General features: G+C 62.3%; 8 protein-coding genes and 2 rRNA genes. 6 read left to right on the forward strand and 4 right to left on the reverse strand.

Going from position 1 to position 12,336, the window contains the following annotated elements; all coding sequences use genetic code 11:
* The 4 genes from CA260_RS00615 (at position 1) to CA260_RS00630 (ending at position 4,643) form a co-directional block, all read left to right on the forward strand.
* Positions 1 to 2,879 (forward strand): 23S ribosomal RNA (locus tag CA260_RS00615).
* Positions 2,880 to 3,057: 178 nt separating this feature from the next.
* Positions 3,058 to 3,170 (forward strand): 5S ribosomal RNA (rrf, locus tag CA260_RS00620).
* Between the two features lie 456 nt (positions 3,171 to 3,626).
* Complete coding sequence (locus CA260_RS00625; RefSeq protein WP_111980550.1) at positions 3,627 to 4,310, forward strand: rhomboid family intramembrane serine protease; 684 nt, start codon at positions 3,627 to 3,629, stop codon at positions 4,308 to 4,310.
* Positions 4,311 to 4,319: 9 nt separating this feature from the next.
* Entirely contained in the window at positions 4,320 to 4,643 is a 324-nt protein-coding gene (locus tag CA260_RS00630; RefSeq protein WP_111980551.1) for a DUF1820 family protein, read from the forward strand.
* Positions 4,644 to 4,648: 5 nt separating this feature from the next.
* Here CA260_RS00630 and CA260_RS00635 read toward each other — a convergent pair whose 3' ends face one another.
* The 3 genes from CA260_RS00635 to CA260_RS00645 form a co-directional block, all read right to left on the reverse strand.
* Positions 4,649 to 5,773 (reverse strand): hypothetical protein, encoded by a 1,125-nt coding sequence (locus tag CA260_RS00635; RefSeq protein ID WP_238149577.1) that lies wholly within the window; start codon positions 5,771 to 5,773, stop codon positions 4,649 to 4,651.
* An 86-nt stretch (positions 5,774 to 5,859) separates the two neighbouring features.
* Complete coding sequence (locus tag CA260_RS00640; RefSeq protein ID WP_111980552.1) at positions 5,860 to 6,582, reverse strand: glutamine amidotransferase; 723 nt, start codon at positions 6,580 to 6,582, stop codon at positions 5,860 to 5,862.
* Positions 6,583 to 6,621: 39 nt separating this feature from the next.
* Positions 6,622 to 8,433 (reverse strand): GspE/PulE family protein, encoded by a 1,812-nt coding sequence (locus CA260_RS00645; protein WP_111980553.1) that lies wholly within the window; start codon positions 8,431 to 8,433, stop codon positions 6,622 to 6,624.
* Between the two features lie 94 nt (positions 8,434 to 8,527).
* On the opposite strand from CA260_RS00645, the gene glyQ reads away from it, so the two are divergent.
* Together glyQ and glyS are read left to right on the forward strand one after the other, a co-directional pair.
* Positions 8,528 to 9,439, forward strand: a complete 912-nt coding sequence (gene glyQ / locus CA260_RS00650; protein ID WP_038622893.1) for a glycine--tRNA ligase subunit alpha — start codon at positions 8,528 to 8,530, stop codon at positions 9,437 to 9,439.
* Positions 9,436 to 11,583: a glycine--tRNA ligase subunit beta gene (gene glyS / locus CA260_RS00655; protein ID WP_111980554.1), complete on the forward strand. Its 2,148-nt coding sequence runs from the start codon at positions 9,436 to 9,438 to the stop codon at positions 11,581 to 11,583. Before glyQ ends, glyS begins: the two co-directional genes overlap by 4 nt.
* A gap of 59 nt (positions 11,584 to 11,642) precedes the next feature.
* On the opposite strand, the gene CA260_RS00660 is transcribed toward glyS, so the two are convergent.
* On the reverse strand, positions 11,643 to 12,209 hold the full coding sequence (locus tag CA260_RS00660; RefSeq protein WP_111980555.1) for a helix-turn-helix domain-containing protein: 567 nt from the start codon (positions 12,207 to 12,209) through the stop codon (positions 11,643 to 11,645).
* Between the last annotated feature and the right edge of the window lie 127 nt (positions 12,210 to 12,336).

Raw genomic sequence — 12,336 nt, forward strand, 5'->3', positions numbered from 1 at the left:
GGTCAAGCGACCAAGCGTATACGGTGGATGCCTTGGCGGTCAGAGGCGATGAAGGACGTGGCAGCCTGCGAAAAGTGTCGGGGAGCTGGCAACAAGCTTTGATCCGGCAATGTCCGAATGGGGAAACCCACTGCGTAAGCAGTATCGTTGAGTGAATACATAGCTCAACGAAGCGAACCCGGGGAACTGAAATATCTAAGTACCCGGAGGAAAAGAAATCAACCGAGATTCCGTCAGTAGCGACGAGCGAACGCGGACTAGCCCAAAAGTTTCTAGTGTTTTAGCCGAACGGTTTGGAAAGGCCGGCCATAGCGGGTGATAGCCCCGTAGGCGAAAGGGCATTAGGAATGAAATTGAGTAAGGCGGGGCACGAGAAACCCTGTCTGAACATGGGGGGACCATCCTCCAAGGCTAAATACTCCTGACCGACCGATAGCGAACAAGTACCGTGAGGGAAAGGCGAAAAGAACCCCGGAGAGGGGAGTGAAATAGACCCTGAAACCGTATACGTACAAGCAGTGGAAGCCCGCAAGGGTGACTGCGTACCTTTTGTATAATGGGTCAGCGACTTACTGTCAGTGGCAAGCTTAACCGTATAGGGGAGGCGAAGGGAAACCGAGTCTGAATAGGGCGCATAGTCTCTGGCAGTAGACCCGAAACCGAGTGATCTATCCATGGCCAGGTTGAAGGTGCGGTAACACGCACTGGAGGACCGAACCCACATCTGTTGCAATAGATGGGGATGAGCTGTGGATAGGAGTGAAAGGCTAAACAAACTCGGAGATAGCTGGTTCTCCTCGAAAGCTATTTAGGTAGCGCCTCGTATGAATCTTCCTGGGGGTAGAGCACTGTTATGGCTAGCGGGCCATCGCGGCTTAGTAAACCATGGCAAACTCCGAATACCAGGACAGAATGTACGGGAGACACACGGCGGGTGCTAACGTCCGTCGTGAAAAGGGAAACAACCCAGACCCGCAGCTAAGGTCCCAAAGTTAGTGCTAAGTGGAAAACGATGTGGAAAGGCATAGACAGCCAGGAGGTTGGCTTAGAAGCAGCCACCCTTTAAAGAAAGCGTAATAGCTCACTGGTCGAGTCGGTCTGCGCGGAAGATTTAACGGGGCTAAGCACTACACCGAAGCTCGGGGTGCACACTATGTGTGCGCGGTAGAGGAGCGTTCCGTAAGCCTGTGAAGGTGGATTGAGAAGTCTGCTGGAGGTATCGGAAGTGCGAATGCTGACATGAGTAACGATAATGCGGGTGAAAAGCCCGCACGCCGAAAGCCCAAGGTTTCCTCGCGCAACGTTCATCGGCGCAGGGTGAGTCGGCCCCTAAGGCGAGGCAGAAATGCGTAGTCGATGGGAAGCTGGTTAATATTCCAGCACTTGTCTGTAGTGCGATGTGGGGACGGAGAAAGTTAGGTCTACCGGGCGTTGGTTGTCCCGGGGAAAGGCGGTAGGCATGAGGGTTAGGCAAATCCGGCCCTCTTTATGCCGAGCACCGAGACGAGCCCTATTGGGCGAAGTGACTGAGACTACGCTTCCAGGAAAAGCCACTAAGCTTCAGCTACAGAGAAACCGTACCGTAAACCGACACTGGTAGGCAGGGTGAGAATCCCAAGGCGCTTGAGAGAACTCGGGTGAAGGAACTAGGCAAAATGGCACCGTAACTTCGGGAGAAGGTGCGCCCTCCGACGTGGTCACGTGCGTGACTGAGCGTTAGAGGGTCGCAGTAACCTGGCCGCTGCGACTGTTTATCAAAAACACAGCACTCTGCAAACACGAAAGTGGACGTATAGGGTGTGACGCCTGCCCGGTGCTGGAAGGTTAATTGATGGGGTCAGCCGCAAGGCGAAGCTCTTGATCGAAGCCCCAGTAAACGGCGGCCGTAACTATAACGGTCCTAAGGTAGCGAAATTCCTTGTCGGGTAAGTTCCGACCTGCACGAATGGCGTAACGACAGCGGCGCTGTCTCCACCCGAGACTCAGTGAAATTGAAATCGCTGTGAAGATGCAGCGTTCCCGCGGCAAGACGGAAAGACCCCGTGAACCTTTACTACAGCTTCACACTGAACGTTGAGTTCTTCTGTGTAGGATAGGTGGGAGGCTATGAAACCGAGACGCTAGTTTCGGTGGAGCCATCCTTGAAATACCACCCTGAAGTGCTTGACGTTCTAACCTAGGTCCGTAATCCGGATCAGGGACCGTGTGTGGTGGGTAGTTTGACTGGGGCGGTCTCCTCCCAAAGAGTAACGGAGGAGCACGAAGGTACGCTCAGCGCGGTCGGACATCGCGCACTGTGTGCAAAGGCATAAGCGTGCTTGACTGCGAGATCGACGGATCAAGCAGGTACGAAAGTAGGTCTTAGTGATCCGGTGGTTCTGTATGGAAGGGCCATCGCTCAACGGATAAAAGGTACTCCGGGGATAACAGGCTGATACCGCCCAAGAGTTCATATCGACGGCGGTGTTTGGCACCTCGATGTCGGCTCATCACATCCTGGGGCTGTAGCCGGTCCCAAGGGTATGGCTGTTCGCCATTTAAAGTGGTACGCGAGCTGGGTTCAGAACGTCGTGAGACAGTTCGGTCCCTATCTGTCGTGGGCGTTGGAGATTTGAGAGGGGCTGCTCCTAGTACGAGAGGACCGGAGTGGACGTTCCGCTGGTGTTCGGGTTGTCATGCCCATGGCATTGCCCGGTAGCTACGAACGGAAGCGATAACCGCTGAAAGCATCTAAGCGGGAAGCGCGCCTCAAGATGAGATCTCCCGAGACTTCGAGTCTCCTTAAGGCACCATCAAGACTAGGTGGTTGATAGGCGCGGTGTGGAAGTGCAGCAATGCATTGAGCTTACGCGTACTAATGAGCCGTGCGGCTTGACCATATAACCCCAAGACGCTTTGTTTAACGCGCTTTCCCTGCGCAGAAAGCAGCCATCCCTGGCTGCACTCCTCAGGAAAAGCACGCTTCAACGAACCATCTCGAAAGAATTTCACCAGACGCTTGTCACTCGTTTACCCCTTTGCGGAACTGGCGCATCACTGCGCTGTTCCCACCCTTTCCCTGGCGGCTATAGCGCTGTGGTCCCACCCGATCCCATCCCGAACTCGGAAGTGAAACGCAGCTGCGCCGATGGTAGTGTGAATCCTCATGCAAGAGTAGGTCACCGCCAGGGGCTTTATCCCTCAAACGCCTTCCCACCCGGGAAGGCGTTTGTCTTTGCGCGAAAGGAAAAGCAGCGACCATCGGCGCCACGGTCGTGCGGAAACCGATCGCCAGGCACGTGCACGGCACAGACATCGCACGTCGACGCACAGCCGCGGTGAACCATCACGTGTCAGCCTGGCCGCGAGGTTTATCGCGCACAGGGTGCGCTCCTACAGAGTCAACGCTCGGCGGAAACGCGCGATGCGCCGCCAAACGCTACGATCCGCCGCGAAGGCGTGAGGGTATGACCACCGAGCGCGGTCGCAGCAAGCACGTCCGTCTGCACTCCGCGGGGCAACCGCCGCTCGTGTCCGGGATCCGCTGTGACGTTCATCGACCTTCCGGTGCGATGCGCAGCGACACCTGTCGTGGATCACCTATGATGCAAGTCCAATCAGGCCGGTAGCCGGCGGAGCGTCCATCCGTGTTCGTCCATGTCGAAACCCGTCGTCGTCACCATGTGCAGTGGGCCACTGCACTGCTGGTGGTTGTCTGCGTGATCAGTTTCGTCGGACTGGCCCTGATGCCCGCGCCACAGCGCACATCCATGTGGCTGGAATGGGGTACGGTGCCGGCCAACATCTTCGACGCGAAGCAGCCCATTCTTCCGCAATTGCATGATCCGGCGCTGTTGCGCCTGTTCACGGCATTGTTCATCCACCTGGCGTGGCTGCATCTCCTGGGCAATTTGTTGTTCCTGGTGATCTTCGGCATCCCTGCCGAGCGAGCGCTGGGCTCGCTGCGCTTCCTGCTGCTCTTCATCTTCGGTGGCATCGTGGCCAACCTGGTCGGCGCGTTGTCGTTGGCGGGTGTGCGATCGCCGATCATCGGATGCAGTGGGGCTGTGTCCGCGGTATTGGGTACGTATATCGCGCTTTTTCCTCGTGCCCGGCTGGGTCTCGTGGTGCCGCTGGGGTTGTATCTGGAATTCGTGCGCATGCCGGCGTTCCTCTTGATCGGCATCTGGGTGCTGCTGCAGTTGCTCTTCAGCTATGCCGGGCCGAGCTATGGCGCGGTGGTGTGGTGGACGCACATTGCCGGGTTCCTGTTTGGCGTGGTGTTCGCGTTGTTTTCGCGCGATGACATCGCCCGACGGCTGCGCGGCTAAAATGCCGCAATGCGCAACAAGAAACTCTACAAGGTCACCTTCCTCCACCTGGGCAAGTGCTACGAGCTCTATGCCCGACATGTGGCGTCCAGCCATCTGTGGGGCTTCACCGAAGTTGGTGAACTGGTGTTCGAGCCGGTAGGCGAAGGCATCCTTGTCGATCCGACGGAAGAGCGCCTCCGCGAAGAATTCAAGGACACGCGCGTGCTGCATCTGCCGATGCAGTCCGTCGTTCGCGTCGAGGAAGTGGAGAGCAAGGGCGCCCTGGTGATCCGCGACGCGGCTGATGGCCAGAAGATCACGCCGTTCCCGATGCCGCCGCGAGGACGCTGACGCCGCTATACGTGGCGGATCATGGCGATCACGATCTCCACGGCGATCAGTGCGATGATCGCCAGCTCCATCAACTCGCCCCGCTTGCTCGAGGCTTCTTCATAGAGGGCCGTGTAACTGTCGCGGATGATGGCGAGCTTGCGATCGACGGCCTTGCCCACATGGGGTACGCGGAACAGGTCCAGCGCTGCCGCATAGACGCGGGCGAGATAGACGTCTTCGGTCACCTGCAGCGCGTTGTCGACCTTTTCCGTTACCTCGGTGACTTCGGCCACCAGGGTTTGCAACCGCCGAGCAAGGTCGGCGTAGCGTCGTGCCGCAAAAGGGTTGGCGACGGTGCGCGTCGCTTCGATCAGGTCGTACATCCGGGGCAGCTCGGCGTCGAGCAATTCGTCGTAGTAACGCAGCTCCAGCAACTGTGCGTTGGCCACCTCGAGTACGTCGAGAACGTCGGAGTCGTCGCGCGGTTCGACAATGAAGGCGCGATCCCAGGTAAGCACGACCAGGTCGTCGGTGTAATACGAATAGCGCTGCCGCAACAGATCCTGCGTGGCCTGCTCGGACAGTGCGCGCGATTCGCCCGAAAGCATCGGCACGAGGTCGAGCTCCTCATGCAGCGTCGCCGTACTGGTGACGCCATCGAGCGCGTGCACCAGGCCCAGCAGATAGTCTTCGTATAGCGGTTCGGCGCTCGGCCGGATGAAGGCGGGCCGTAGCACTCCCGTGACTTGCGTCATCAGCGTGGCCCACAGATCGCTGCCGGAAGCGATGCCCAGGGCGGCATCCACCGCGTTCACGCGCGCACTGAAATCTGCCCACGACAGATCGTCCGCCGCCACGCGCAAGGAGAAGGCGACGACGCCGAACTCGTAGAAGCGCGCCATCACCGCTGCCTGCATGGGCGCGCCACCAATGATGACAGTCACCGATTCCAAGGCGAGCTCGACCGGCGGCACGCCGAAGCTCATCGCCTTGGGCGATGTCGTGATCAGGCGGCTGCGCGATGGCAGGGTGCGTGCGTGTCGCGCCCATCGTGCTTCCACCTCGGCCAGATCGATGGTGTCTGCGATATCGACCAGTCGCATGGCGATGACCGATGCGCGGTGCACGTGCGGCTGCATTTTGCCCATGGAGCCCGTCCTCATCCGAGGGATGCCGCGCCGAACGATCGGCCGCTACCCCGGTCTGATTCTAGGCACCCACGATGACGGGAATGTCAGCCCGCGGCGAGTCCGTGGTGCCGGGAGAACTGGCGGAATAGGCGGCGCGCCAAGGGCGTGGGTGCGACCTGGCGAAACGTATGGTGAGGGTCGAAGCCTTCGCGCCGCATGTCGTGATGCTTGCGGTCGATATAGGCGCGCATCACGTCGGCATTGAATTCCGGATGGAACTGCGCGCTCATCGCGCGGGCGCCGTAGCGCACGAGATGGTGCGGATCGCGCGACGAACGGGCCAGCACCGTCGCGCCCTTGGGCAGCTCGAGCACGCTCTGCTCGTGCGTGGCGTGGGCACGAAATTCCGCGGGCAGCGTGTCGGTCAGCGGATCGTTCCTTGCCGCATCGAGCATCTGGATCGTTACCGTGCCGATCTCGCGGCCGCCCGGCAGGTAGTCGACGCGGCCGCCCAGCGCGTGCGCCATCAGCTGGTGGCTGTAGCAGACGCCGAACATGGGCAGCTCGACATCCATGGCCTCGCGAATCCAGCCGGCCGTGCGTTCGCTCCATGCCGCGCGCTCGGTCACCATCGCCGCCGATCCGGTAATCAGTGCTCCCGCGAATTCACTTGGGGGTGGCAGGCTCTCGCCGGCTTCCACATCGATGACGCGTATGCGTTGAGGCTCGAGCTGGGCACCCAGGCGGAACCAGTGCGGGAAATCACCATGGCGTGCGCGAATCGGAGCAGGTGCGCGGCCGGTGCGGATGATCAGGACAGGCTTCATGTGGCTAATAGTGAGTGTTCAAGAAGACATCATGCGCATTCACGCTGAACCGTGCTCGATGGGCGGTATCACCGTCAGCACCTCCTGCACGGTGGTCAAGCCGCGAGCGACTTGCGAGGCGGCCGAGATGCGCAACGGGCGCATGCCTTCGGCCAGCGCCGCATGACCGAAGTGGCCGAGGTCGAGTTGCGCCGAGATAAGGCCGCGCAGGCGCGAAGACAACACCATCATCTCGTAGATGCCGGTGCGTCCCATGAAACCGGTGTTGCGGCATTCAAGGCAGCCGACCGGCTTGTATACCCTGTCGGGCAGCGGCAATGTCCAGCCGTGCGTGAGTGCGGTCCACTCGTGCGGATCCTGCGTTGTCTCAGCCTTGCAGTGCGGACACAGCGTGCGCACCAGTCGCTGCGCAACCACGCCGGTCAGCGTGGACTGGATCAGGTAATGCGGCACGCCGAGATCGAGCAGGCGCGTGACGGCGCTGGGCGCGTCGTTGGTATGCAACGTGGACAGCACCAGGTGGCCGGTGAGCGAGGCCTGCACGGCCATCTGCGCTGTGCTCAGGTCGCGGATTTCGCCGACCATGATGATGTCCGGATCCTGGCGCAGCAGCGTGCGCACGCCCGCTGCGAAATCCAGGTCGATCGCCGTCTGCACCTGCATCTGGTTGAACTCGGGGCTGACCATCTCGATCGGGTCTTCCACCGTGCACACGTTCAACTCGGGCGTGGCGAGATGTTTCAGCGTGGAATACAGCGTCGTGGTCTTGCCCGAACCGGTGGGACCGGTGACCAGTACGATGCCGTGCGGGCGTTCCACCATCGAACGCCAGATGGCGTCTTCCTCGACGGCGAAGCCCAGCTGCGCGAAGTCCTTCGCGACGATATCCGGGTCGAAGATACGCATCACCACCTTTTCACCGAACGCGGTCGGCATGGTGGAGATGCGCAGTTCCACTTCTCGTCCGCCGCCGGAGCGCGTCTTGATGCGGCCGTCCTGCGGGCGGCGCTTCTCGGCCACGTCCATGCGCGAAAGGATCTTGATGCGCGCCGTCACCGCGGTCATCACCGGCGGCGGCAACTCGAATACCTTGTGCATCACGCCATCGATGCGAAAACGCATCTGGCCCGCGTCGCGTCGCGGCTCCAGGTGGATGTCCGACGCGCGCTGCTCGAACGCGTACTGCAGCAGCCAGTCCACGATGTGGACGACGTGGCGGTCGTCGGCGCCGACTTCGCCGCCCTTGCCCAGCTCCACCAGCTGCTCGAAGTTGAGGATGGCGGAGGAGTCGTAGCCGGTGTTCTTGGCGTCCTGGGCGAGCTGGATCGAGCGCTGGACGCCGTAGAACTCGAGCAGGTAGCGATTGATGTCGATCGGATTGGACACCACGCGCTTCACGTCCCGACGCAGCATGTGCGCGAGGTCGGCGGCCCAGGCGTTGTCGAAGGGTTCGCACGTGGCGAAGGTGACTTCACCCGGCGCGACGGCCACGGGCAGGATGCGATGACGTTCCGCGTAGGCGCGGCTGACCACCTGGGTCACCGCGGCCGCGTTGATCTTCATCGGATCGATCTTGAGATAGGGCAACTTCGCGTGGCCTGCGAGCCACTCGGTCAGCGTCTCCATGGCCAGCGGGCGTCCGGGATCGCGCTGGTTGGCCAGCCGTGCGTTGGCCACCAGCACCAGCGGATGCAACTCCACCGTGGCGCGGCCGCTGCGCGAGCCCATGCGCACCTGCTTGGCGTCTTCGGCCAAGAGGTAACCGTCCACCACGAGCGCGGCGAGCAGTTCTTCGAGGCCGAGGCGGGCACGACGGCCCAGCAAGGACACGGTTTGCGGTGAAGCTGCCATGCGGAGATCTCCCTGTCGGGTTTTCGCCTGAAAATCCAGCGGCGAAAGCGGTCCCGGCTATACTAACCCGCTTTATTGAAGCCCACGGAAAGCCATGTCCGCGCGCACCTTCCAGGATGTGATCCAGACCCTCAACCGCTACTGGGCGGCCCAGGGTTGTGTCTTGCTGCAGCCCCTCGATACCGAGGTCGGCGCCGGCACCTTCCACCCCGCGACGTTCCTGCGTTCGCTCGGTCCCGAGCCGTGGTCGGCCGCGTACGTGCAGCCTTCGCGCCGCCCCACCGACGGCCGCTACGGCGAAAACCCCAACCGCCTGCAGCATTACTACCAGTACCAGGTGGTGATGAAGCCCAACCCGGACAACATCCTGGACCTGTACATCGGTTCGCTGAAGGAGCTGGGCCTGGACCCGCTCGTGCACGACCTGCGCTTCGTTGAGGACAACTGGGAATCGCCGACGCTCGGCGCCTGGGGCCTCGGCTGGGAAGTGTGGTTGAACGGCATGGAGGTGACGCAGTTCACCTATTTCCAGCAGGCCGGTGGCCTCGAATGCCGTCCCGTGACCGGTGAGATCACCTACGGTCTCGAGCGCCTGGCGATGTACCTGCAGAACGTGGACAACGTCTACGACCTGGTGTGGACCGAAGGTCCGCACGGTACGGTGACCTATGGCGACGTGTTCCACCAGAACGAAGTGGAGCAGAGCACCTACAACTTCGAGCACGCCAATGTGCCGGAGCTGCTGCGCTGGTTCGATGTGTGCGAGGGCGAGGCCAACAAGCTGATCGCCGCGAACCTGCCGCTGCCGGCCTACGAGCAGGTAATGAAGGCCAGCCACACCTTCAACCTGCTGGATGCGCGTCGCGCCATCAGCGTGACCGAGCGCCAGCGCTACATCCTGCGCGTGCGCACGCTCGCTCGCGCAGTGGCGGAAACCTATGTGGCGCAGCGCGAAAAGCTCGGTTTCCCTGGCCTGAAGAAGAACCTCAAGGAGCAGGCCGCATGAGCGCCGCCAAGCCGTTGTTGATCGAACTGGGCACCGAAGAGCTGCCGCCCAAGGCGCTGGATGAACTCGCTTCGGCGTTCCTGCGCGGCGTGTGCGATGGCCTCGCCAAGCGTGGCGTGGAGGCAGCACTGGATTCGGCGAAGCTGTTTGCATCGCCGCGCCGTTTGGCCGTCCATATCCCGTCGGTGGCCGTGAACCAGCCCGAGCAGAGCATCGAGCGTCGCGGTCCGGCGGTGAATGCCGCGCTCGATGCGAATGGCCAGCCGAGCAAGGCGCTGCAGGGTTTCGCGCAGTCGTGTGGCGTGAGCGTCGAGCAGCTGGAAAAGCTCGAAACGGACAAGGGCTCGTGGTTCGTGTTCCGCGCCGTGAAGCCGGGCCAGCCGCTGGCTGCGTTGCTTCCGGAAATCGTGGACGAAGCGCTCAAGGGCCTGCCCATTCCCAAGCCGATGCGTTGGGGCGATCACGACTATACGTTCGTGCGTCCGGCGCATTGGCTGGTCATGCTGCATGGCGCGGACATCATCGATGGCGACGTGCTCGGCCTGAAGAGCGGCCGCAAGTCGCGTGGCCATCGGTTCATGCATGCGCACCCGGTGCATGTGGTGGACGCCGACAGCTGGGCCGATGCGATGCGCGCGGCCAAGGTGTTGGCCGATCCTGTCGAGCGTCGCGAGAAGATCCGCGATGAAATCGCTCGCGCCGCGAAGGAAACCGGTGGCGTGCCGCAGCTCGATGATGCGTTGCTCGATGAGATCGCCAACCTCACCGAATGGCCCGTGGCGATCGCCTGCCAGTTCGATCGCGAGTTCCTCGCCGTGCCACCCGAAGCGCTGGTCACCACCATGGAGACCAACCAGAAATTCGTGCCGGTGTTCGACGCCGACGGCAGGCTCACCGAGCATTTCATCGGCGTGGCCAACATCGAGAGCAAGCAGCCGTCGGAGATCCGCAAGGGCTATGAGCGCGTGATCCGTCCGCGCTTCGCCGATGCGAAGTTCTTCTGGGACGAAGACCTGAAGACGCCGCTGGCCGGCTACCAGGACCAGCTGAAGAACGTAACCTACCAGCAGGCGCTGGGCAGCCTGTGGGACAAGAGCGTGCGGGTCGCCGAACTGGCCCGCATCATTGCCAACCGCGTCGACGTGGACGCGGGCGAGGCGACGCGCGCCGCGGCGTTGAGCAAGTGCGATCTGCTGACGCGCATGGTTGGCGAGTTCCCCGAACTGCAGGGCGTGATGGGCCGTTACTACGCGGCGCATCACGGCGAGGCCAGGGAAGTGGCCGATGCGCTGGACGGCTATTACCAGCCGCGTTTTGCCGGCGACGCGATCGCCGCGGGCCGCGTGGGCCGCGTGCTCGCGGTCGCCGATCGCCTCGATACGTTGGCCGGTATCTTCGCCGTCGGGCTCAAGCCCAGCGGCAACAAGGATCCGTTCGCCCTGCGTCGTGCGGCGCTGGGCCTGGCGCGCACCCTGGTGGAAGGCGGCCTGGACCTGGACCTGCGTGCGACCTTCGTTGAAGCGCTCGAACTGTTGCCTGAAGCCGCGCTCGCGGCGGGTCTCAAGCCGGGCAAGGATGGCAAGGCGCCGGCGCTGGATGCCGGCAAGCGCCGCGCCGCGCTCACCGACGAACTGGTCGACTTCGTGTTCGAGCGCCTGCGCGGCTATTACGCCGAGCAGGGCTTTACCGGCGAACAGTTCGAAGCCGTGCTCGCGGTGACGCCGGCGACGCTGGTCGATTTCGATCGTCGCCTGCGCGCGGTGGCCGAGTTCGGTCGCCGTCCGGAAGCACTGAGCCTGGCTGCCGCCAACAAGCGCGTGGCCAATATCCTGCGCAAGCAGGCGGAAGAAGCTGGCGCATCGCCGGTGGGCTCGGTGGTGGATCCCGCACACTTCGAGGCGGACGCCGAGCGGACCCTGGCTGCCGCGTTGGACAGTGCGCGTGCCGATACATCCGCGCCGCTGGAAACGGGCGACTACGCCGCCGTGCTGACGCGCCTCGCGCAACTGCAGGCGCCGGTCGACGCCTTCTTCGACAGCGTGCTGGTCAATGCGGAGAACCCCGCCGTGCGAGCCAACCGCCTGGCCTTGCTGGGTCAGCTGAAGGCGCAGTTCGGCGCGATCGCAGACATCGCCCGCCTGTAACGGCGCGGCGATCGTCCCTATGAAAACGGCAGCCCTCGGGCTGCCGTTTTTCTATACCGTCAGGCGATAGCCTGGCGACCGCGCTTCACGCGCTCATGGAGGCGCTGGTTGAAGGCCACCATTTCGCCGGCATCCACATCCGAACCGCCCGGGCCGAGGATCTCGTAGAGGTCGGCCAGCATGTCGGCGTTGTCGGCCAGGGTCAGGCGGCTCTCGGCCAGGTCGAGTTCCGACTGCAGGATGCGCAGCGCGGTGTTGAGGCGCTGCGGATCCATCGCCATGCCGCTCGCATGCAGCGTATCGGCCGCCGTGCGCAACTTGGAGCGATGCCGGTTGGCCGAAGCCTCTGCATTCGGCAGCTCCTCGCCCGAGGCGATCGCATCCGCCTGGATCGAACCTTCGCCGGCCACCAGCCACACCAGCGAAATGCCAAGGGTCTTGGCCAGCGTGACGCAGCGCGCGCGCGAAGGGTCGGTATTGCCGTCGCGCCAGCTGCGCACGACGCCCTCGGAGAAGCCGCACATACGCGCGATCTCCGTGACGCTGCCCACGCGCTGGATCAGCACCTTGATGCGATCCGCGAAGGTATTTGAGGGCTCGTTGGGCGAAATTTTTTGCATGTTCATCGCAGTTTCCTGACGGATGGCGACCAATTTGGGGAGCGTGAACCCGAGTTCGAGATGTCAGCGTGAAGCAAGCGTCGCGTCAGCGTGAAGCAAGTGTTAGGAATTTGTTGACACTCGCAAGATTTCT

The sequence above is a fragment of the Dyella jiangningensis genome, from assembly GCF_003264855.1.
Lineage (GTDB): Bacteria > Pseudomonadota > Gammaproteobacteria > Xanthomonadales > Rhodanobacteraceae > Dyella > Dyella jiangningensis_C.

Excerpts from the sequence above, each read along its gene's own strand:
- CA260_RS00645 (WP_111980553.1), bottom strand. The coding sequence starts at position 8,433 with ATGGCAGCTTCACCGCAAACCGTGTCCTTGCTGGGCCGTCGTGCCCGC.
- glyQ (WP_038622893.1), top strand. The coding sequence starts at position 8,528 with ATGTCCGCGCGCACCTTCCAGGATGTGATCCAGACCCTCAACCGCTAC.
- CA260_RS00635 (WP_238149577.1), bottom strand. The coding sequence starts at position 5,773 with ATGGGCAAAATGCAGCCGCACGTGCACCGCGCATCGGTCATCGCCATG.
- CA260_RS00660 (WP_111980555.1), bottom strand. The coding sequence starts at position 12,209 with ATGAACATGCAAAAAATTTCGCCCAACGAGCCCTCAAATACCTTCGCG.
- CA260_RS00630 (WP_111980551.1), top strand. The coding sequence starts at position 4,320 with ATGCGCAACAAGAAACTCTACAAGGTCACCTTCCTCCACCTGGGCAAG.
- glyS (WP_111980554.1), top strand. The coding sequence starts at position 9,436 with ATGAGCGCCGCCAAGCCGTTGTTGATCGAACTGGGCACCGAAGAGCTG.
- CA260_RS00640 (WP_111980552.1), bottom strand. The coding sequence starts at position 6,582 with ATGAAGCCTGTCCTGATCATCCGCACCGGCCGCGCACCTGCTCCGATT.